The 20,312-nt window shown below is 73.1% G+C and carries 22 protein-coding genes; 10 read left to right on the top strand and 12 right to left on the bottom strand.

The window, feature by feature from the left end; translation table 11 throughout:
• The first annotated feature begins 81 nt into the window (after nt 1-81).
• Genes CHC05_RS37075 through CHC05_RS37060 form a run of 4 tightly spaced genes read left to right on the top strand, consistent with a single transcriptional unit; the run spans nt 82 to nt 4,650 of the window.
• Complete coding sequence (locus CHC05_RS37075; protein ID WP_179266548.1) at nt 82-768, top strand: response regulator transcription factor; 687 nt, start codon at nt 82-84, stop codon at nt 766-768.
• Nucleotides 758-2,560 (top strand): sensor histidine kinase, encoded by a 1,803-nt coding sequence (locus CHC05_RS37070; protein WP_245871414.1) that lies wholly within the window; start codon nt 758-760, stop codon nt 2,558-2,560. Before CHC05_RS37075 ends, CHC05_RS37070 begins: the two co-directional genes overlap by 11 nt.
• A gap of 59 nt (nt 2,561-2,619) precedes the next feature.
• Nucleotides 2,620-3,984 (top strand): glycoside hydrolase family 6 protein, encoded by a 1,365-nt coding sequence (locus CHC05_RS37065; RefSeq protein WP_089255316.1) that lies wholly within the window; start codon nt 2,620-2,622, stop codon nt 3,982-3,984.
• A 60-nt stretch (nt 3,985-4,044) separates the two neighbouring features.
• Nucleotides 4,045-4,650 (top strand): general stress protein, encoded by a 606-nt coding sequence (locus CHC05_RS37060; protein WP_089255315.1) that lies wholly within the window; start codon nt 4,045-4,047, stop codon nt 4,648-4,650.
• Nucleotides 4,651-4,669: 19 nt separating this feature from the next.
• Here CHC05_RS37060 and CHC05_RS37055 read toward each other — a convergent pair whose 3' ends face one another.
• Nucleotides 4,670-5,428, bottom strand: coding sequence for a hypothetical protein (locus CHC05_RS37055; RefSeq protein WP_089255314.1), 759 nt, complete (start codon nt 5,426-5,428; stop codon nt 4,670-4,672).
• Nucleotides 5,429-5,448: 20 nt separating this feature from the next.
• Nucleotides 5,449-5,793, bottom strand: a complete 345-nt coding sequence (locus CHC05_RS41890) for an MmcQ/YjbR family DNA-binding protein (protein ID WP_179266547.1) — start codon at nt 5,791-5,793, stop codon at nt 5,449-5,451.
• A 57-nt stretch (nt 5,794-5,850) separates the two neighbouring features.
• Between CHC05_RS41890 and CHC05_RS41885 the strand changes: the two genes are divergently transcribed.
• Together CHC05_RS41885 and CHC05_RS37045 are read left to right on the top strand one after the other, a co-directional pair.
• Nucleotides 5,851-6,135: a hypothetical protein gene (locus tag CHC05_RS41885; protein WP_179266546.1), complete on the top strand. Its 285-nt coding sequence runs from the start codon at nt 5,851-5,853 to the stop codon at nt 6,133-6,135.
• A 161-nt stretch (nt 6,136-6,296) separates the two neighbouring features.
• Nucleotides 6,297-6,761 (top strand): 8-oxo-dGTP diphosphatase, encoded by a 465-nt coding sequence (locus CHC05_RS37045; protein WP_218824796.1) that lies wholly within the window; start codon nt 6,297-6,299, stop codon nt 6,759-6,761.
• A 78-nt stretch (nt 6,762-6,839) separates the two neighbouring features.
• On the opposite strand, the gene CHC05_RS37040 is transcribed toward CHC05_RS37045, so the two are convergent.
• Nucleotides 6,840-7,427: a DUF1684 domain-containing protein gene (locus tag CHC05_RS37040; RefSeq protein WP_089255339.1), complete on the bottom strand. Its 588-nt coding sequence runs from the start codon at nt 7,425-7,427 to the stop codon at nt 6,840-6,842.
• A 79-nt stretch (nt 7,428-7,506) separates the two neighbouring features.
• Between CHC05_RS37040 and CHC05_RS37035 the strand changes: the two genes are divergently transcribed.
• Together CHC05_RS37035 and CHC05_RS37030 are read left to right on the top strand one after the other, a co-directional pair.
• The gene (locus CHC05_RS37035) at nt 7,507-7,977 is read left to right on the top strand and encodes a MarR family winged helix-turn-helix transcriptional regulator (RefSeq protein ID WP_089255312.1); all 471 of its coding nucleotides are present in this window, start codon (nt 7,507-7,509) and stop codon (nt 7,975-7,977) included.
• A 10-nt stretch (nt 7,978-7,987) separates the two neighbouring features.
• Nucleotides 7,988-8,977: a pirin family protein gene (locus tag CHC05_RS37030; RefSeq protein WP_089255311.1), complete on the top strand. Its 990-nt coding sequence runs from the start codon at nt 7,988-7,990 to the stop codon at nt 8,975-8,977.
• On the opposite strand, the gene CHC05_RS43210 is transcribed toward CHC05_RS37030, so the two are convergent.
• Entirely contained in the window at nt 8,974-9,102 is a 129-nt protein-coding gene (locus CHC05_RS43210; RefSeq protein ID WP_275414364.1) for a hypothetical protein, read from the bottom strand. The genes CHC05_RS37030 and CHC05_RS43210 overlap by 4 nt on opposite strands.
• Before the next feature lie 156 nt (nt 9,103-9,258).
• Between CHC05_RS43210 and CHC05_RS37025 the strand changes: the two genes are divergently transcribed.
• Nucleotides 9,259-10,833, top strand: a complete 1,575-nt coding sequence (locus CHC05_RS37025; protein ID WP_089255310.1) for a phospholipase D family protein — start codon at nt 9,259-9,261, stop codon at nt 10,831-10,833.
• Here the strand turns inward: CHC05_RS37025 and CHC05_RS37020 are convergent.
• The 3 genes from CHC05_RS37020 to CHC05_RS37010 are packed head-to-tail and all read right to left on the bottom strand — an operon-like array spanning nt 10,830 to nt 13,562.
• Nucleotides 10,830-11,963 carry a methyltransferase domain-containing protein gene (locus CHC05_RS37020; RefSeq protein ID WP_089255309.1) on the bottom strand — a complete coding sequence of 378 codons (1,134 nt, stop codon included), beginning with the start codon at nt 11,961-11,963 and terminating at the stop codon, nt 10,830-10,832. The two genes, CHC05_RS37025 and CHC05_RS37020, sit on opposite strands and share 4 nt — an antisense overlap.
• Nucleotides 11,960-13,159 (bottom strand): aminoglycoside phosphotransferase family protein, encoded by a 1,200-nt coding sequence (locus tag CHC05_RS37015; protein WP_089255308.1) that lies wholly within the window; start codon nt 13,157-13,159, stop codon nt 11,960-11,962. Before CHC05_RS37015 ends, CHC05_RS37020 begins: the two co-directional genes overlap by 4 nt.
• A 43-nt stretch (nt 13,160-13,202) precedes the next feature.
• Complete coding sequence (locus tag CHC05_RS37010) at nt 13,203-13,562, bottom strand: hypothetical protein (RefSeq protein WP_089255307.1); 360 nt, start codon at nt 13,560-13,562, stop codon at nt 13,203-13,205.
• A 62-nt stretch (nt 13,563-13,624) separates the two neighbouring features.
• Here CHC05_RS37010 and CHC05_RS37005 point away from each other — a divergent pair, with 62 nt between their 5' ends.
• Complete coding sequence (locus CHC05_RS37005) at nt 13,625-14,116, top strand: metallophosphoesterase family protein (RefSeq protein ID WP_089255306.1); 492 nt, start codon at nt 13,625-13,627, stop codon at nt 14,114-14,116.
• On the opposite strand, the gene CHC05_RS37000 is transcribed toward CHC05_RS37005, so the two are convergent.
• From CHC05_RS37000 to CHC05_RS36980, 5 genes are all read right to left on the bottom strand, one after another.
• Nucleotides 14,113-15,123 carry a serine hydrolase gene (locus CHC05_RS37000; RefSeq protein ID WP_089255305.1) on the bottom strand — a complete coding sequence of 337 codons (1,011 nt, stop codon included), beginning with the start codon at nt 15,121-15,123 and terminating at the stop codon, nt 14,113-14,115. The genes CHC05_RS37005 and CHC05_RS37000 overlap by 4 nt on opposite strands.
• Before the next feature lie 74 nt (nt 15,124-15,197).
• Nucleotides 15,198-16,220 (bottom strand): serine hydrolase, encoded by a 1,023-nt coding sequence (locus tag CHC05_RS36995; RefSeq protein WP_089255304.1) that lies wholly within the window; start codon nt 16,218-16,220, stop codon nt 15,198-15,200.
• A gap of 52 nt (nt 16,221-16,272) precedes the next feature.
• Nucleotides 16,273-17,529 carry a cation:proton antiporter gene (locus CHC05_RS36990; protein ID WP_089255303.1) on the bottom strand — a complete coding sequence of 419 codons (1,257 nt, stop codon included), beginning with the start codon at nt 17,527-17,529 and terminating at the stop codon, nt 16,273-16,275.
• On the bottom strand, nt 17,526-18,173 hold the full coding sequence (locus CHC05_RS36985; protein ID WP_245871413.1) for an HAD family hydrolase: 648 nt from the start codon (nt 18,171-18,173) through the stop codon (nt 17,526-17,528). Before CHC05_RS36985 ends, CHC05_RS36990 begins: the two co-directional genes overlap by 4 nt.
• A 38-nt stretch (nt 18,174-18,211) precedes the next feature.
• Nucleotides 18,212-20,236 carry an ATP-binding SpoIIE family protein phosphatase gene (locus tag CHC05_RS36980; RefSeq protein ID WP_089255301.1) on the bottom strand — a complete coding sequence of 675 codons (2,025 nt, stop codon included), beginning with the start codon at nt 20,234-20,236 and terminating at the stop codon, nt 18,212-18,214.
• Nucleotides 20,237-20,312: the final 76 nt, after the last annotated feature.

Here is a 20,312-nt window from a genome sequence, read left to right as displayed (position 1 = left end):
CTGTCAGAAACCTGTGAGGAACCGATGGCCATCCTGTAGTCGCAGTTCAGCGGGGTGCCGGGCCGACGTAGAGTCGCCGCCGTGCGCGCTCATGTGGTGGTGGCCGAGGACGACGCGAAACAGGCCGAGCTCGCCCGCCGCTACCTGGAGCGGGACGGGCACACGGTCGTCGTGGTCGCCGACGGTCGCGCCGCGCTGGAGGAGATCCGCCGGCATCCGCCCGCCCTGGTCGTCCTCGACGTGATGATGCCGCGGATCGACGGGCTCGAGGTCTGCCGCATCCTCCGGCAGGAGTCCGACGTGCCGGTGCTGATGCTGACGGCCCGGTCGACCGAGGACGACCTGCTGCTCGGCCTGGAACTGGGCGCCGACGACTACATGACCAAGCCGTACAGCCCGCGCGAGCTGGTCGCCCGCGTCCGCACCCTGCTGCGGCGCGGCCAGCGGACCGCGGCGGACCCGGTGCACCGGGTGGGCGGCCTGGGCGTCGACCCGGTCCGGCACGAGGTGACCTGCGACGGCTGGCCGGTCGACTGCACGCCCGGCGAGTTCTCGCTGCTCGAGGCGATGGCCGCGCAGCCCGGCCGGGTGTTCACGCGGGACCAGCTGCTGACCCGGCTGCACGGGTTCGACCGCTTCATCACCAGCCGCACGGTCGACGTACACGTGATGAACCTCCGCAAGAAGATCGAGCCCAACCCGCGCAAGCCCAGCCGTCTGGTCACCGTGTACGGCGTCGGCTACAAGCTGGTCGACCGTGCCCCGTGAGGTCCCGCTGCGCCGCAGCCTGCTGTTGCGCCTGCTCGCGCTGGCCGTCCTGGTGGCGCTCGCGTCGATCGCGGCGACCGCCTGGCTGGCGGTGCGGACGACCACCGGCGCGATCCGGCAGGAGCAGGGCCAGACGATCGCCGACGACGCCCGGATCTACGACACGCTGCTCGGCTACGCGGCGACCCACCCGGACTGGACCGGGGTGCGGGACACCCTGGGGCCGCTCGCGCAGGAGGTCGGCCGGCGGGTCGTGCTGACCACCGGGTCGGGCGCGCCGATCGCCGACTCGGCGCCCTCAGCGGGTCAGTTGCCCGCGAAGCCCTCGGCGACCATCGACGCGCTGTCCGTGGACGCCGCCCTCGACGGCGGGACGGCCGGCGCCGACCGGATCGACCCGCGCGCGGCCGGGCCCTACCTGTTGCCGCCCGACGAACGCGCCGCGCTCCGGGCCAAGGCCGACGTGGCGGTCACCTGCCTGCGCGGGCGCGGGAAGCTCGAGGCGTCGGTGGTCGACACCCCGACCGGGCGGCCGCGCATCGAGGCCGAAGGCCCCAACCAGCCCGACGACATCCTCTGCCTGGACTCCCGGGCCGACCTGGCTGCGCCCACGGCCACCGAGGCCAAGGCGCTCGGCCAGCTCAACGCCCTGGTGAACACCTGCCTGGCCCGGCGCCAGGTGCCCGCCGTGCGGGTCGCGGCGGACCACACCTGGGCCTGGCGGGACTCGGCCGCCGTCGCCAGCCCGGGCCTGTCGCAGCGGGAGCAGGAGGAGAACCGGGCGGTCAACGCGTGCATCGGCAGCAGCCGGCGCGAACAGCTGCTCCCGTTCGTGGCCCCGGCCGCGACGCTCTACGTCGCCGACCCGGGCGGCCGTCCCTCGGCCCGGTTCGACCTGTCGCCGGCCAACCGGGCCCGGATCGTGCTCGTCGCCGGCCTCGTGCTGGTGGTGACCATCGTCGTCACGGCGCTCGCCGGCATCCGGCTCACCCGGCCGCTGCACGCGTTGACCGCCGCGGCGAAACGGATGCGCGACGGCGACGGCGCAGCCCGGGTGCGGGTCACCGGCCGGGACGAGATCGCCCGGCTGTCCGAGGCCTTCAACGACATGGCGGAGCGGCGGGCGCGCCTGGAACAGCTGCGCCGGGCGATGGTCAGCGATGTCGCGCACGAGATGCGTACCCCCGTCAGCAACATCCGCGGCTGGCTGGAAGCCGCCGAGGACGGGCTGGTCGTGCCCGACCGGCGGCTGCTCGCCTCGCTGCTGGAGGAGGCGACCCTGCTCCAGCACGTGATCGACGACCTGCAGGACCTGGCCCAGGCTGATGCCGGCGCGCTGCGGCTGCACGCCGAGCACGTCTACCTCGCCGACCTGCTCGGGCAGGTGGCGGCGACGTACCCGGGCGTCTCCCTGCAGGTCGACGGCGACCCGGAGCTGTTCGCGGACCCGGTGCGGCTCCGGCAGATCGTCGGGAACCTGGTCGCCAACGCGGTGCGGCACACGCCACCGGGCGGTTCGGTGACGGTGCGCGCCCAGGTGGCCGGGCCCGAGGTGGTCATCGCCGTGGCCGACACCGGCGTCGGGATCGGCGCGGAGGACCTGCCCCGGGTCTTTGACCGCTTCTGGCGTGCGGAGAAGTCCCGGAGCCGGCGCAGCGGGGGCAGCGGCCTCGGGCTGGCCATCGTCCGCAAGCTCGTCGAGGCGCACGGCGGCACGGTCACCGCCGCCAGCGTCGTCGGGCGGGGCTCGACCTTCACGGTCCGGTTGCCCGGGCAGGGTCCCGTGCCGTAACCTCGCTGGGAGCGCTTCCACTGACGGTCCTCTATTGCCTCACGCCAAGGAGAACCGCCATGCACCGCAGATCCGTCGTCGGCGCGGCGTTCGCCGGCGCGGCGGCCGTCGCCGTCGCCCTGACCGCGCTGGTCGCGCCCGGCCGTGCCGCCGCGGTCGACTCCGCCTTCTACGTCGACCCGGACACCAACGCCGCCCAGTGGGTCGCGGCGAACCCCTCCGACAGCCGGGCGGCGGTGATCCGCTCGCGCATCGCCGAGGTGCCGCAGGCGCGGTGGTTCACCACGACCAACACCTCCACGGTCCGCGCCCAGGTCAGCGCCTACGTCGGCGCGGCCGCGGCGGCGGGCAAGATCCCGATCATGGTCGTGTACGACATCCCGAACCGCGACTGCGGCGGTGCCAGCTCCGGCGGCGCGCCGTCGCACGCGGCCTACCGGGCGTGGGTGGACGAGGTCGCCGCCGGGCTCGCGGGCCGGCCGGCCACGATCGTGCTCGAGCCCGACGTGCTGCCGCTGATGACCAACTGCCAGAACGCGTCGCAGCAGGCCGAGACCCGGGCTTCCATGGCGTACGCGGGCAAGCGGCTCAAGGCCGGCTCCTCCCAGGCCAAGGTCTACTTCGACGTCGGGCACTCCGCCTGGCTGTCGGCCTCCGAGGCCGCGTCCCGGGCGGTCGCCGCCGACATCGTCAACAGCGCCGACGGCATCTCGGTCAACGTGTCCAACTACCGGGCCAACAGCGAGGCCGTCCCGTACGCGAAGGCGGTGCTGGCGGCGATCGGCGCGCCGGCGCTCAAGGCCGTGGTCGACACCAGCCGCAACGGCAACGGGCCGCTCGGCTCCGAGTGGTGCGACCCGGCCGGGCGGGCGATCGGCGTGCCGAGCACGACCCAGACCAACGACTCGGCGATCGCCGCCTTCCTCTGGGTCAAGCTGCCCGGCGAGGCCGACGGTTGCATCGCGGGTGCCGGTCAGTTCGTGCCGCAGCGGGCCTATGACCTGGCCATCGCGGCCGGGCCGTGGAACCCGCCCACCACGACGCCGCCCACGACGGTGCCGCCGACGACCACGCCGCCCACCACCAACCCGACCACGCCGCCCGCTTCCGGGGCCTGCACGGTCCGGCAGCGGTTCAACGTCTGGACGGGCGGATTCACCGCCGAGTTGACCATCACCAACGGCGGCGCGGCCGTGAGCAACTGGTCGCTGAGCACGACGCTGGGCGGCGACGCCCGGCTGACCCAGGGCTGGAGCGCCACCTGGACCCAGTCCGGCAGCACGCTCACCGCCCGGCCGCTGTCCTGGAACACCAACCTGCCGGCCGGTGGCTCGGTCACGATCGGCTTCCAGGGCACGTACACCGGCACGTTCGTACAGCCGACACAGTGGCGGTTCGGTGATCGGGTCTGTTCGGTCATTTGACGGACGGCGACGGTTATCCGGTCGAAGATCGGGGAAGTGGTACGCGACCGAGGAGGAACCATGACCCAACCTTCGACGCCGGCCGGCAACATCCCGCCCGGGCCCGGCGGCGTACCAACGGCACCCGCCGGCTCCGGCGCTCCGGTCCCGGGCGCCGGCCTCGGCGGCGGCATGTTCGGTGGGGCCCCGGTCGTCGACCAGGGCCCGAACCGGCCGACGGTGACCGTCGCGACCTACACCGACTACGCCGCGGCGCAGCGGGCCATCGACTACCTGTCGGACAACCAGTTCCCGGTGGAGACCACGGCCATCGTCGGGAGCGGGCTGCGCCTGGTGGAGAACGTGCTGGGCCGGCTGACCACGGGCCGGGCCGCGCTCGCCGGCGCCGGCAGCGGTGCCTGGTTCGGCCTGTTCATCGGCCTGCTGTTCGGCATCTTCACGGACGCCAACTGGTTCGCCGTCGTGTTCTCCGCGCTGGCCATCGGCGCCTTCTGGGGCGCGCTGTTCGGTGCCCTCGCCCACGGCATGACCCGGGGCCAGCGCGACTTCACCTCGCGTAGCTCGCTGCAGGCCACCGAGTACGCGGTGATGGTCGACGCCGAGCACTCCGAGGCGGCCCGCCAGCTCCTGACCCGGATGAACTGGCAGGCCAGCGGCGCGAGCTGAGCTTGTGGCGCCGCCCCGGTCACGGGCGGCGCCCTCTCACCCACCATTCCCGGCGCGGCCTTGGTAAGGCCGGTGGCGCGGCGCTGCCGTCGAACGCCGCCGCCGTGCCGTCGGCGACCAGTTCCACCAGGTCCGGACCGTACGCACCGGGCTGGCGGATCTTGAGCACCAGGCAGAACGGGGCCTTGTCCCCGTACTGGCGCTGGAGCTCGCGGTGATGCGCGGCGAGGTAGCGGGCGGCCGCCAGGTTGCTCAGCGCCGTCTGCCCGACGAGCAGGAAGATCGGGTGCGTGGTGGGCAGCGCCCGGGCGAGCAGCACGTGGGCCTGCTCGTGCGGCAGGCGGTCGTACCGGTCGGTGCCGACGAAGATCGGCACGGTCTCGTCGGCGTCCTCGAAGGTCGTCACCCGGACGCCCGGCATCAGCGCCGCCAGGTGCGCGCCGGTCCGCGGGTTGCTCTCCGGGCCGCCGATGCAGAACTCGGTGACCTTGCCGAGCTCCTTGGGAGCCTCCGCGGCCGGCACGAGATCGGCCACGGCGCCGCACTCCTTGACGATCGCCCCGAGCTCGACGATGGCACCCATGTCGCTGCGATGCACACTGGACACCTTGGGCGACGACCAGTGCCGGCCGGCGATCAACAGGCTCGGCGCACCCTTGTGCAGCCCGAAGAACCCCCGCATCCGGGCCAGTCGCCGATAGGACACGGCCCGCTGCACCAGCCAGGCCGCCACAGCGGCGAGGGCACTCGCCACGAGATTGATCGCCAGGTCGGTCACGGCGACACAGTAGACGGTCTCTAGCGCTTGTCGTAGCTGGCGACCAACCGCTTCGGCGCCCGGTGACGCCAGGCGTGGCCGATCAGCTCGGCCATCCGCGCTTCGGTGACCTGGGCCAGGTCGACCCGCAGCCCGACGAAGATCCGGCCGTGCTCACGGGTGACCACCTCGTACACATCCGGTTGGTCGGCGGCGGCCTGGGCGGCCTCCTCGGGCCCGACGCACACGATCGCGTGCGCGTCACCCTTCTCGAGATGCACGAACAGCCGATCCGCCACCCGAAACCCCGGCAACCGAAAATGCGCCTTCTCCACGACATCGGGATACGCGGTAGCCACGGCGCGGACGTCAGCGAGCGTGATCACGCGGTCCTCCTCCGGAGCGGTTTCGACATCATCCGATATGCGGAGACCGTGGCCGACGTGTCCAACCTTCCGCCGGTTCTGGTGCGGCTCTACGAGCGTTTCCTCGCCTCGGGGTTCACCGTCCTCTCGGCGACGACCGGCGGGATGGACGGATGCGAGATCATCCTGCGCGGCCGCGTACACCGCGACGTGCCGGCAGAGCTGAACCTGAGCTCCGACCGCTTCCACGCGCTGGTGACCGTCCGACCGGGAGACCTGGAGCGCGGGAGCGGTTCATGCGCGACTAGTCGCCTCGGGCACGCGCCATACGTGGGCTTACGGTCGCCGTTGGGTCAGTGGTAGTTGAGTTTCCCGGCCTCGATCGGGGGCGAGAGGGCAGGCCCAGCGGTGGTCGTACGCGCATGACGGGTTGTAGACCAGGGATTTGTTGAACACGACAGGTGTGTTGGGTAGCGGCGAAGGCTCGTCGATACTTGCGCGATGACCATGACACCGATGTGCCTGTGCTTCGTAACGAGGTCCGGGCCACCCTCCGGGCAGAGGTTCTGCTCGGGTTGAAGAAGATCGGATTCGGCACAGGCCGCATTGTCGGGTTGGGCGGTCACGTGGAGCCCGGCGAAACAGCGGCCGAGGCTGCGGTCCGGGAAGTTGCCGAGGAGTCCGGGGTCCGGGTCGAGGTCGAAGACCTGCGGGTCGGCGGCACCGTGACGTTCCGCTTCCCGGCCCGGCCGAAGTGGAATCAGATCGTCTCGGTGTTTGTGGCGGATCGATTCAGTGGCCGACCGGAAGAGTCCGACGAGATCGTTCCGCAGTGGTTCGAGGTCGATGACCTGCCGTTCACGAAGATGTGGGATGACGCGAGGCTTTGGCTGACTCGGGTGCTGGCCGGCGAGCAGATCTCGATGGAGATCATTTTTGCGGACGACTGCGAGACAGTCTCGGACGCCCGGTTCTCGGCCGTGGCGTAGCGCTGCGGCCTCGGACCGACGGCGACACCTGCGGCCGCGAACACTGGGTAGGTCCGCCAAAGGAGTACAGCGTCTCCGCTAGCTGTGGTAGTTCAGCTCGCCTGCCTCGATGGGGGCCGACACCCGGTTCTCCTCGGGAGCGAGGGGGCAGGCCCAGCGGTCGTCGTACGCGCATGACGGGTTGTAGGCGTAGTTGAAGTCCAGGCGGACCCGGTCGGGGCCGAGCAAGGTGACGCCGCGGCCGAAGGTGCCCTTGACCGTGTCCGTCAGGTAGCGGCCGGCTCCGTAGGTGCGCGGGCCGGCCGTGCCGTCGCGGAACGGCAGGAACAGGCCGCCACCGTACGCCTCGATCCAGAACAGCGTCAGCGGGCCCCACGGCGTGTCCGCGATGCCCACCCGGCGGTAGTGGACGGCGCCGTCCGGCCCGCCCGTGTCGATGGTCAGGCCGCCGGTCGCCGGTCGGACCGGTGCTTCGGCGACCGCGTCGGGGTTGGCCGGGAAATGCGGCAGGCCGTGGAACGCCGGCCGCTCGTCGGCCGGGATCGGCGACTGCGGGTGCTCGGCGAACAGCGCGTCACGCCCGGCGCGGAAGCCGGCCAGGTCGACGTCGGAGAGGTAGAGGCGAGCCACCCGTTCGCGCCAGTCCGCCAGATCAAGGTCATCCACGTCACCCACGCTACCTGGGAACAACACGGGCCTCACCGAAGTTGTTCAGATTTGAAAGAACAGGTACCTTGGAGGTGTGATGAGCGACGAGAAGTTGAGTCCGGAGGAGCTGGCCGCCTGGCGTGCGGTCGTCGAGTCCAGCCAGCGGCTGCTCATCACGATCGAGGACGACCTGCGGAAGGCGAGCGACCTCACGCTCGCCGACTACAACGTGTTGGTGCAGCTCGCCGAGGCGCCCGGGCGGCGGCTTCGGATGGGTGACCTGGCCACCAAGCTGATCTTCGCGCCGAGCCGGCTCACGTACCAGATCGGCACGATGGAGAAGCGGGGGCTGGTCACCCGCGAGCCCTGCCCGGACGACCGGCGCGGCAGCGAGGCCGTGCTCACCGAGGTCGGGTTGGCGGCGTTGCGCGCCGCCGCTCCCGGGCACCTCGGCTCTGTCCGGAGGCATTTCATCGAGGACCTCGACGCCGCCGACCTCGCCGCGCTCACCAAGATCTTCACCCGCATCGACGAGCGGCTGAGCGCCGCCCGCGACCGAGTCCGCTAGGAGAGACCCGATGCCCGCTGTCACCGTCGACGACGTCCTCGTCCTGCCCCGCCTGCCCCGCCTCGACCCGGCCACCACCACGATCCGCCCGGTCAGGTCGCTGACCACCGCGCCGAGTGGGTTCGAGGGTGAGGGCTTCCCGGTGCGCCGCGCCTTCGCGGGTGTGCCGCTGACCGACCTCGACCCGTTCATCCACCTCGACCAGATGGGCGAGGTCGACTACGCGCCGGGCGAGCCGAAGGGCACCCCCTGGCACCCCCACCGCGGCTTCGAGACCGTCACGTACATCATCGACGGGATCTTCGACCACCAGGACTCCAACGGCGGCGGCGGCACCATCACCAACGGCGACACCCAGTGGATGACCGCGGGCAGCGGCCTGCTGCACATCGAGGCGCCGCCGGAGCACCTGGTGATGAGCGGCGGCCTGTTCCACGGGCTCCAGCTCTGGGTCAACCTGCCCCGGGCCAACAAGATGGACCCGCCGCGCTACCAGGACATCCGCGGCAAGGAGTCGGGCCTGCTGACCACTCCGGACGGTGGCGCGCTGATCCGCGTCATCGCCGGTGAGATCGCCGGCCAGACCGGCCCGGGCACCACCTTCACGCCGATCACCATCGCGCACCTGACGGTCCAGCCCGGCGCCGAGGTCGACCTGCCGTGGAACCCGGAGTTCAACGCCTTGGTGTACGTGCTGGGCGGCAAGGGCACCGTCGGCGCCGACAAGCGCCCGATGCACACGGGCCAGCTCGCCGTCCACGGCGCGGGCGACGCGCTGCGGATCACCGCCGACCTCCAGCAGGACTCGCACACGCCGGCCCTGGACCTCTACATCATGGGCGGCCGGCCGATCCGCGAGCCCGTCGCGCACTACGGCCCGTTCGTCATGAACACCCGCGCGGAACTGGTCAAGGCGTTCGAGGACTACCAGGCCGGCCGCCTGGGCGTCATCCCCGCGGCGCGCGTCCCGCACGCCGGCGGTGAGGGAGACCAGCCCTAGGCGGTCACCACGAAGATGGCGATCACGCCCAGGATGACCATTATCAGGATGGCGAGGAGGAGCCCCTGTTCGGAGTTGGACTCCCGCGTACGGCTTTCCGACTCCGGGATGATCTCACTGCTCATCGGGGCCTCCTTACCTGCCGTCCTTCGACAATGACGGTAGGCGCGCCGTTACGGAGAGAAATCACGGTTTCACGCCACGGGTGGCGGTTCTGTGTCAACGTGTCGACCCCACCCGGGCAGGTGTGACCGCCGGGCGTTCTGGGAAATGCCCCATGGATGCGGATAGCGGACTGGTTTCTCACCAGGGCGGAGCGCGGCAATCCCGCCTCAGACCTACCCACCTGGAGCGAAGGCAACCGGTGCGAGCCGCTGGTGCACGGCGCCAGCTACTTCGCCGACCTCGTCCGGAGCGTCGACGCGCTGGTCAAGGGCGACCACCTGCTGTTCACCGACTGGCGGGGTGACCCGGACGAGCGGCTCCTGCCGGACGGCCCCACGGTCGCCGAGCTCTTCGCCCGGGCGGCCGAGCGGGGCGTGGTCGTCAAAGGCCTGATGTGGCGCTCGCATCTGGACAAGCTCCAGTACAGCGAGGAGGAGAACCGGCACCTCGGCGAGCGCGTCCAGGAGGCCGGCGGCGAGGTCCTGCTGGACCAGCGGGTCCGCCGGGGCGGCTCGCACCACCAGAAGATGGTGGTGCTCCGCCGTCCCGGGGACCCGACCGGCGACGTCGCGTACGCCGGTGGCATCGACCTCTGCCACAGCCGCCGCGACGACGGCAATCACCTCGGCGACCCACAACCCATCGCCATGGCCGGCGCGTACGGCAAGCGCCCGCCCTGGCACGACGTGCAGCTCAAGCTGCGCGGCCCGGTCGTCGACGTGCTGGACCAGGTGTTCCGCGAGCGCTGGCAGGACCCGACGTCGCTGGACACCGAGAACCCGCTGGCCTATCTGCGCGACCGGGTGAGGCACGCCGACCTGTCCGCGGACCCGCTGCCGGATCGCCCGCCGGCCGCGCCGCCCGCCGGACCGCACGCCGTGCAGGTGTTGCGCACCTACCCGGCGGTCCGGCCCCGCTACCCGTTCGCCCCGGACGGCGAGCGCACGGTGGCCCGCGGCTACCTCAAGGCAGTCCGCCGGGCCCGCCGGCTGATCTACCTGGAGGACCAGTACCTCTGGTCCACCGAGGTCGCCACGCTGTTCGCCGAGGCCCTGGAGGCGAACCCGGACCTGCACCTGGTCGCCGTCGTCCCGCGCCATCCCGACATCGACGGCCGGCTGGCCCTGCCGCCCAACCAGGTCGGCCGCGAGCTCGCGCTGCGGCTCTGCCGGGAGGCGGCGCACGACCGTGTGCACGTCTTCGACGTGGAGAACCACGAAGGCACTCCGGTGTACGTGCACGCGAAGGTCTGCGTGGTCGACGACGTCTGGGCCAGCGTGGGCTCCGACAACTTCAACCGTCGCTCGTGGACGCACGACAGCGAGCTCTCGTGTGCCGTGCTCGACGAGACCCGCGACCCGCGCGCGCCGCTGGACCCGGGCGGTCTCGGCGACGGCGCCCGCGTCTACGCCCGCGACCTGCGGCTGCGCCTGATGGGCGAGCACCTCGACGGCGGCGGTGACGAACTGGTCGACCCGGCCGCGGCGGTGGCCGCGCTGACGGAGTCGGCCGAGGCGTTGGAGGCATGGCACCGAGCCGGTCGCACCGGCCCACGCCCACCCGGCCGGCTGCGCCCGCACACACCGGAACGGCTGCCGCGCCGCACCCGCCTCTGGGCCGTGCCGCTCTACCGCCTGCTCTACGACCCCGACGGCCGCCCCCTCAAGCACCGCCTCCGCGGCACCTTCTAGAGCGACCACTCCCGAGGCACGTAGATCGGGGCCTCCGGGTCGCCGGCCAGCACCATCGCCGCCCGCCACTGCTGGATCGCGGGCATGCCGGCGTCGACCCAGCGGTCGACGAGGATGCCGGCGTCGGTCGCGTACTCCTCGGCGTGCGGCCCGGCCGCCCCGATCCCGCCGTCGGCCCGGATCGCCGCGCCGCCGGCCCGGGTCTCGTCGAGCAGCACACAGCCCGTGCCACCGTCGAACGGGGCACCGGTCGTGCGGCGATCCCAGGCCCCGACCGCGAACCACAGGTCGTGGTAGCGCAGGCCCGTCAGCGGTGTGCTCCAGCGGGCGGGCAGCCGCAACGACGGCACGAGCTCCACCGGCCCGCGGACCGGAGCCGGGTGCGCCCACGGGTAGTGCGCGCCGAGCGGGCCGGACGCCGCCATGAAGCCCGCACCGCAGACGCCGTCCGCCCAGATGTCGGCCCGCGCCGGCCAGCCGGGTGCCGCCCGGCCGTCGGCCGGCTCCGACCAGACGCGCAGCACGGGGTTGTTGCCGGCGTGCGTGACCGGCGCGACCATCAGCCCGCCCGGCACGAGCTGCGCCAGCCAGTGCGGCGAGACGCCGGTGACGCCGACCGTGACCATGACCCGGTCGTACGGCGCACCGGCCGGCTCGCCGAGGTAGCCGTCGCCGACCCGCACCCGGGCGCCGGTCACGCCCGCCGCGGCCAGCGCGGCCGCCGCCCGCGCGGCGACGTCGGGCTGCACGTCGACGCTGGTCACGTCGGCGCCGACGGCGGACATCAGCGCCGCGTTGTAGCCGGTGCCCGCGCCGATCTCCAGGACCCGCATGCCGGCGGTGACGCCGAGCTCCTCGATCATCAGGGCCATCAGCGACGGCTGGCTCGACGAGCTGACCGGGCGTCCGTTGTCGAGCTTGGTCACCAGCGCGTCGTTGCGGTAGGCGCCGGCGAGGAAGTCCGCGTCGCCCGGCCGCAGCAGGCCCGCGTCACCGTCGTGGAAGCCCTCGGCGAGGAACACCTCGCGGGGCACGGTCGCGAACGCCCGGGCCAGGTCGTCGCGGGTGAGCCCACCGTCCTCGCGCAGCACGTCGACCAGACGGGCCCGCAGCGCGGTGGCGTCGGTCATGCACCTACGGTAGGCCGCCGGGCGGCTTCCAGGCACCGGGGCACGTCGGCGATGTGGTACGGATGTTCGGCCGGCTCGATGTTCGCCAGGAAATCCGCGTACACGGCTGCCGATCGCACCTCCGCGACGGGCCGCAGCACCGCGATCGCCGTCTCGGGGTCGCAGCCCGGCACGGCCGCCCGCCAGCGCGCCGCCCACGCCGCGCGCAGCCCGGCGGCCGCGTCGTCGTCGACGCGCTCGCTCAGCCGCAGGATGTCGAACACCGGGTTGCCGACGAACGAGTCGCCCCAGTCGATCACCACGGGGTCGCCGGCCCCGGCCACGCGCGTGTTGCCCGGGTGCAGGTCGCCGTGCACCAGCGTGTCGGGCAGGCCGCAACCCCGGGCGGCGGCGAGCCGTTCGTCGAGGTCGGGGAGCACCTCGTCGACGGCCGGCCGGTGGGGCGCCAGCGTCGACCGGATCCACTGCGCGAGCCGGGCGTCGCGCCGGTCGGGCACGCCGGCCGCGACCAGGGTGTCGACATCGGACATCGCGGCGAGCTGGAGGCCGTGCGCGGTCGCGCCGATCCGGTGCCGGCCGGCGAGATCGGCCTCGTACCAGTCGTCGCCGGGCACGTGGCCCAGCAGCAGCCGGCCGTCGGGACCGGCGGCGAGCAGCTCCGGCGCCCGACCCGGCGCGGCGCCGGCCAACCAGCGCAGCACCGCCCCCTCGTGGGCGAAGAACGGCGGCACCTGTTTGAGCCAGGCCCGGCGTCCGCCGTCGGCGTCGAGCCGCCAGATCGCGGACAGGTTCCAGGTGCGGTGCTGGTGGGCGGTGACGCCGGTCCAGCCCCGCTCGGTCAGCCGGTCCCGCGCCCAGGCGATGCTCCGGGCCGGGCCGCCGGGCTCGGCGTAGGGCGCGCGGTGGGGCTGCGGCGCGGTCACGGTGGCGGGGTCGACGCCGGCCTCGGCCAGCGACACCGCCACGGCCGGGGCGGCCGCGCACTCGGCCAGGTAGGTGACCGTGCCACCGGGCATCGCCGGCCGGTCGGCGCTGAGCAGGCGCAGGATCGTCACGTCGAGGCCGAAGTGCACCCGGGCGCCGTCGACGACGTCGGCCGACTCCTGCCACCAGGGCACCGGCACCGGATACGGCGGCAGCACGCCGAGCGGCGTGCCGTGGGCGTCGACGAGCACCAGGCGGGCGAGGCGGGTCACGGCCGGGACGCTAGCCGCCGCCGGCCCCGCCCGCGACCGGGTTTCAGCCGGGCTTGGCCATCCGGGGGCCGATCGGGACGACCTGGCTGGTGACGGGCTCGGCGGGCGCCGGCTCGACCGGGTCCGTGAGGCCGAGCAGCTCCTGGCGGGCGTTGAGCAACACCATGATCAGCTCGTCGAGGCGGGCCGGCGTGAGGCCGTAGCGTCCGATCGGATGGGCCGACAGCACGGTCGGCGGGGTGCCCGCGTCGACCGCCTGCCCAAGGGTCAGCACGACCTGGTCGGGTGTGCCGCCCGCGTGGTCGAGCTGGGCGAGGAACTGGTTGGCCACCTCGACCCGCGGCATGCCGTCGGCCACCCAGTGCACGGGCGCCTCGGGCCGGGCGTACTCATTGGTGCTCACCTATCGACCATGACACAGCCGAGCACCAACCGCACCGCGACAAAGGCGATAGCGTACGAAGGATGCTGGTCGTCATCATGTCCGACACCCACCTGCCCAAGCGGGCCAGAGACCTGCCGGCTCCACTATGGATGATGGTGGACGAGGCCGACGTGGTGGTGCACGCCGGCGACTGGGTCGACGTCGACCTGTTGGACCGCCTCGAAGCGCGGTCCCGCCGCCTGGTCGCCGTCTATGGCAACAACGACGGCCCGGCGTTGCGCGCCCGGCTGCCCGAGGTGGCCCGGGCCGACCTCGACGGCCTGCGGTTGGCCGTCGTGCACGAGACCGGTGCCGCGCCGGGCCGGGAGGCGCGCTGTGCCGCGCGCTTCCCGGACACCGACGTGCTGGTCTTCGGCCACTCCCACATCCCGTGGGACACCGTGGCGCCGACCGGCCTGCGGCTGCTCAACCCGGGCTCACCCACCGACCGGCGCCGGCAGCCGCACCACACCTTCATGACCGCCGAGATCGCGGCCGGGGCGCTGACCGAGGTGGCGCTGCACCGCCTTTAGCCGCCGTTGGACGGCTGGTAGCGCGGAGCGCGGGCGATCCGCGCGGTGTCGCCCGTGAGGGTATCGATCGTGTCGATGAACGCGCGGCCCATCTTCGCCCGGGCCTGGACGGCCGGGTGGGTGGCGCCGAAGTCCTCGGCGCCGGACTGGCCGTCGGCGAACAGGGCGTACGTCAGCACCGGCGCGCCGGCCCGGTCGAAGATGATGCCGGCCTCGTGCCGGGCGTTGTCGAACCAGCCGGCCTTGGTGGCGACCCGCAGCCGCTCGTCGGACGACATCACCCGGCGGATGCCGTCGGTGAAGGCGATCGGTGCCCGCAGCTTGGCCAGGATCGCGGCCGTCGAGGCGGGGGACAGCAGCGTGCCCGCGACCAGCGCGCGCAGCAGGTCGTGCGTCTCGCGCGGGGTGGACCGGCCGAGGAAGAACCGGTTGGGGTTGGCCACCGGCTGCACCTGGGTGTTCGGGAAGCCCTTGGCGACCAGGATCTCGTTGATCTCAAGGGCCGGGGCGACCAGGCCGCACAGCCGGACCGCGGTGTCGTCGGAGACGGTCAGCAGCGCGGCGAGCGCGTGGCCGATCGTGACCGAGCTCGGGTACGCCCCGTCCAGGCTGAAGATGCCGTCGCCGCCCGGCACCACGATCGCGGCCGTCACGTCGACGCGCTGGTCGAGGGCGAGCAGGCCGCGGTCGACCTTGTCGAGCACCGCGACCGCCACCGCGATCTTGTTGACGCTGTAGGCCTCGAGCACCGTGTCGCTCTCGTCGTCGACCGCGACCTCGCTCGACCCGGCGACCGTGACGTAGGCCTGCCAGTTGCCCCCGGCGGCGGCGCTCTCCTTGCGGTAGACCCGGCCGGCCTTGCCCGCGGCCTTCAATGGAGTGGGCTCGGCGCCAGCGGCGCCGGACGAGACAGCCGCCGAAGCGGCGGCCGGGGCGCCGAAGACAGCCCCGGCCGTGGCCAGCGTGCCGAGCCCGAGTGCGGTGCGGCGGTTGAGTGACGAACCCATGCGAAACCCTCCCCGTTGGACAGACCGCTCGATCCAACCACGAAAGCGTTTCGCATGGTGCCCCTCGACAATCGCTAGGCGCCGTTCGACGGCTCGTAATAATCGAAGCCTTCGATGCGTACCTCTGGGTCGCCGGGCAGGGTGTTGACCGTGTCCAGGAACGCGCGTCCCATCCGTGCCCGGGCGCGGACCGCCGGGTGGGTGGCGCCGAAGTTTCCGGCGCCCGACTGCCCGTTGGCGAAGATGGAGTACGTCAGCACCGGCCGGCCGAGCTTGCTGAAGATGATGCCGGCCTCGTGGCGGCCGTCGCCGAACCAGCCGGCCTTGGTGGCGATCCGTCCCCGCTCCAATGAGGACATCTCGCGGCGGATGCCGTCCGTGAACGCGATCGGCGAGCGCAGCCGGGACAGCATCACCCGGGTCGACGCCGCAGAGAGCAGCTTGCCCGCGACCAGCTTGCGCAGCAGCGTGTGCATCTCCCGCGGCGTGGTGCGGCCCAGGTAGAACTGGTTCGGGTTGCCCACCGGCTGCACCTGGGTGCGGACGAAGCCCTTCTTGCGCAGGATCTGGTTGATCTCCGCGGCCGGCGCGACCAGGCCGCAGAGCCGGGACGCCGTGTCGTCGGAGACGGTCAGCAGCGCGGCGAGCACGTGGCCGAGGGTGACCGAGCTCGGGTACGCGCCGTCGAGGCGGAAGATCCCGTCGCCACCCGCGGCCACGATTCCCGAGGTCACGTTGACCCGCTGGGTGAGCGAGAGCAGCTTGCGGTCGACCTTGTCGAGCACCGCGATCGCGACCGCGAGCTTGTTGACGCTGTACGCCTCGACCACGGTGTCGACCTGGTCGGCGACCGCGACGACCTCGCGGGTCGACGCCACCGTGATCAGCGAGTGCCAGTTGCCCTTCGCGACCGCGATCTCCCGCTGGTAGACCTGGCCCACCTTGGCGGCCGCCTCCTGCGGCGTCGCCTCGACCAGCGCCGCGCCGTCGATCGCGTCCGGCTCAGCCGCCGCGGGCGCCTGCCGGCCGATGACGGCCCCCGCGGTCGCCAAGGTGCCCAGCCCGAGCGCGGCGCGCCGGTTGAACGATGAAATCATGCCAAAACCCCCGTATCGACATCTGCGGTGATTAGAGCACGAAAGCGGACGATCACCGCTGGAAAGCGTCAGACGATCGCTCGCCCGCGCGATCGAGCAGCGCCATCACCGGCGTGGCGGCGATCCCGTGCACGACCACCGACACCACCACGGCCAGCCCGGCCGTGGCCCAGAGCAGCGGTTCGCCGGGGAAGTCGGCGTGCGAGGTGGCGTACGCGAGGTAGTAGAACGAGCCGATGCCGCGGATGCCGAAGGCCGCGATCACCCAGTGCTCGGCCGGCCGCCCGGGCGCACCGCGCAGGGACAGCCAGCCGACCAGCGGCCGCACCAGGAACACCAGCGCCAGCGCGACCATCGCGGCCGGCCAGGTCAGCGGGGCCAGCAGCCCCGACACCAGGGCGCCGCCGAAGAGCAGGAGCAACAGGACGGTCAGCAGCCGCTCGACCTGTTCGGCGAAGTCGTGCAGCACCTGGTGGTACTCGTGCGAGCGCTCCGCCGACCGGATCGCGCGCGCGGCGACGAACACCGCGAGGAAGCCGTAGCCGCCGGCCACCTCGACCACGCCGTACGCGAGAAAGGTCGCCGCCAGGGCCAGGAAGCCCTCCGAGTGCCGGGCCAGCCGGAGCGTCTCGGACCTGGCCCGGAAGAACAGCTTGCCCAGCAGCTTGCCGACCAGCAGCCCGCCGGCCACCCCGACCAGTCCTTTGTAGAGCACGTCCACGCTCAGCCACTCGGCCAGCCAGCCGCCGGGAGCCACGCCGTGCTCGGCGATGAGGATGGCCGCGTACACGAAGGGGAACGCCAATCCGTCGTTGAGCCCGGCCTCCGAGGTGAGCGCGAAGCGCACCTCGTCCTCGGAGTCCTCCTCGTCGGTCGGCTCGCCGACCTGCACGTCGGCGGCGAGCACCGGGTCGGTCGGCGCGAGCGCGGCGCCCAACAGCAGCGCGGTGGCCGGCACCAGCCCGGCCCACCACCAGCCGAACAGCGCGACCGCGGCAATGGTGACCGGCATCGCGATGGCCAGCAGCCGCCAGGTCGACGACCAGCGGCGCCAGCCGAGCGGGCGGTCGATCTTCAGCCCCGCGCCCATCAGCGCCACGATCACGCCGACCTCGGTCAGGTGGGTGGCCAGCACCGGATGCCGGATCGGATCGGGGCCGGGCAGCACCGGCAGCGCGAAGACGATCATGCCGAGCAGGAGGAACGCGATCGGCATCGACAGCGGACGGCGCTCCAGCGCCCGGGGCAGCACCCCGGCCAGCAACGCGCCGACACCGAGGATCGCGAACGCGGCGTCGGACGCGCTCACGCCTTGGTCAGCGGCGAGTCGTCGAGGTGGGTGAGCAGGTCGGCGGGGTCCTCGTAGACGGCCACCGCACCGGCGCCGGCCAGCTCGGCCCGGGACGTGCCACCGCAGGTGAGCGCCACGCACGGCACGCCGAGCTTGGCGCACGCGGCGATGTCCCAGATGGAGTCGCCGACGTACACGGCCTGGGCGATCGACAGGCCCACGAGGCGCAACGCGGCCTCGATGATGTCCGGCTCGGGCTTGGTCCGTTGCGCGTCACCCGACGAGGTCGCGCCGTCGAGCACGTCGTCGACGGACAGCGCGCGGCGCATCGCGGTCAGCTCCTCGGGTGTCGCCGAGGACGCGAGCGCCACCCGTTGCCCGCGCTCGTGGCAGGCCCGCAGCAGCTTGGCCGCCCCTGGCAGCGGGCGCAGCTGGGACAGGTACGGCGCGTACCGCTCGGCATGCACCGCCCGGACCAGCTCGTCCTGGGACCGGTCACGCTCCACCCCGAGCAGATGGTCGAGCAGGCGGTCGGCGCCCATCCCGACGGCGCGGTGGATCTGCGCTATCGGCACGTCGTGCCCGCCGGCCCGAAAGCCTTCCCACCACGTGACCGCGTGCAGATACGTGCTGTCGACCAAAGTGCCGTCGACATCGAACAAAACCCCTACCGGTGGGCCCATGCGGGGCAGTTACCCCGTCAGGCTCCGTTCGATGCACGGATTCCGATCTCGAACCAGACCGTCGAGCCGCGTACCGCCGGGTCGGTGCCCCACGCGTCACTCAGCTCCTCGATCAGCCCGAGCCCGCGACCGCGGCTGCTCAGTGTCTCGGCGTGGGCCCGGGTGACCGCGCCGCGGGTGCCCGTGTCGGAGACCGCGACCAGCAGCCGCTCGGCGCTCAGGTCGACCTGCACCCGCGCGGCCGTGCCGGCGTGCAGCAACGCGTTGGTGGCCAGCTCGCTGGCGCACAGCACCGCGGCGCCGATCACCTGCTCGGGCACGTTCCAGGCGGCTAGCTGCGCCGACATCCAGTGCCGGACCCGGCCCGGTGCCGTCGGCTCGGCCGGGATCTCCATGCCGGCCGAGCGGCTCGGCGCGGTGGCGTGCTCGACCGCCAGCACGGCGACGTCGTCGTCGGTCGTCCCGCCGACGGCCGCGCAGGCGACGGCGCACAGGCTGCGCGGGTCACCACCGTTGGCGGCGCCCACGCTGGCGGCGACCTTCTCCAGCCCGGCGCCGAGGTCGAGGCCGCGGCGCTCGACCACGCCGTCGCTGAAGAGCAGCAGCGTGTCGCCCGGTGCCAGCCGGGACACCGCCGACCGGCGCGCGCCGCCCAGCCCGAGCGGCGTGCCGACCGGCACGTCGAGATAGTCGGCTCCGCCGCCGGCATGCCGGACCAGCGGCGGCGGATGCCCGGCGGTGGCCACCGTGAGGATGCCGTCGCGCTCGAGCACCGCGTACGTCACCGTCACGAACAGCTCGTCGGTGCGCGCCTCCTCGCCCAGGCTGGCGACCAGCCGGTCGAGGCCGGTGAGCACGCTGGTCGGCTCCGGATCGGTGAGGGCCAGCGCCCGCAGCGCCGCCCGCACCTGGCCCATCAGAGCGGCCGCGCGCACGTCGTGCCCGGCCACGTCGCCGAGCACCACCGCGAGCCGGCCGCCGGGCAGGGCGAACGCGTCGTAGAAGTCGCCGCCGGCCGCGTTGCCGTCGACGCCGGGGTCGTAGCGGGCCGCGAGCCGGAACCGGGGGTCGTCGGGCAGGTTCTCGGGCAGCATGCTGCGCTGGAGCAGTTGCGCGGTGCCGTGCTGGTTCTCGAACCGGCGGGCCCGCTCGGCGGCCTGGGCGACCAGCTTCGCGGCCGCCGTCAGCAGTGCCCGCTCGGCCGGCGACCACGGGTACTGGTCGTGGCGGCCGACCGTCAGCGCACCGCGCAGCGAGGGCGTGCGCAGCGGAAGGGCGCCGAGCGCGCGGACCTTCTCGTCGTGCCGGTCCAGCGCGGACTCGCGCAGCGGGTGCCCGTCGGCGGTGAACCGGGCGAGCCCGGCCCCGGCCGCGACCGCCAACGGCGACACCGAGTCGGCCGGGATCCGCCGCCAGACCGGCGGCAGCCGCTCGTCGGCGTCGTCGAGCACCTCGCCGCGGACCCGGCGGACCACCCGCCAGTCGTCGCCGTCGTCGACCCCGAACGCCACCTGGTGCACGTCGGGGAAGGACAGGCCGTAGCCCAGCGCGACCCGGGCCACCTCGTCGAGCGTGAGCGTGCCCGCGAGGGACTCGGCGAGCTCGCTGAGCCCCTGGAGCCGGTGCGCGACCGGGACCGGCTCGACCGCGACGACCAGCACGCCGGCGATCCGGCCGGTGCCGTCGCGCACCGCGGACAGCCCGCGGCTCGGCAGGGCGGGGTCGGGCTCGGGGTCGTCGGCGGCCGGCCACTCCGGGTCGCGGGGACCGAACCCGGTGTGCAGGGCCTCGCGGACCGCCGCGCCGGCCGGGCCGGCCCAGACGGCGCCGAACACTTCGGCTGCGGGTGCGCCGTAGGCGTCCGGGTGGCGGTCGCCGAGGAGCTGGCCGTACGCGTCGTTGTAGATCAGCCGCAGCCGGTCACCGTGCAGGAACGCCATCGCCACCGGTGAGCCGAACACCAGGTCGACCACCGCGAGCAGCCCCGGGTCCCAGCCGTCGGTCGCGGCACCCGGCAGCGACGACGGTCCGGAGCCTGACATGCCAGCAGCGTAACCGTCGCGCGCCGCAGCGGCTCGCCGGCGGTTGGGAGCGGTCCCGGGGATTGCCGGGCGCCGC

This window comes from Asanoa hainanensis, assembly GCF_900188485.1.
GTDB classification, from domain to species: domain Bacteria; phylum Actinomycetota; class Actinomycetes; order Mycobacteriales; family Micromonosporaceae; genus Asanoa; species Asanoa hainanensis.
Note: the sequence above shows the minus strand (reverse complement) of the source record. Positions and strands in the feature narration are given on the sequence as shown.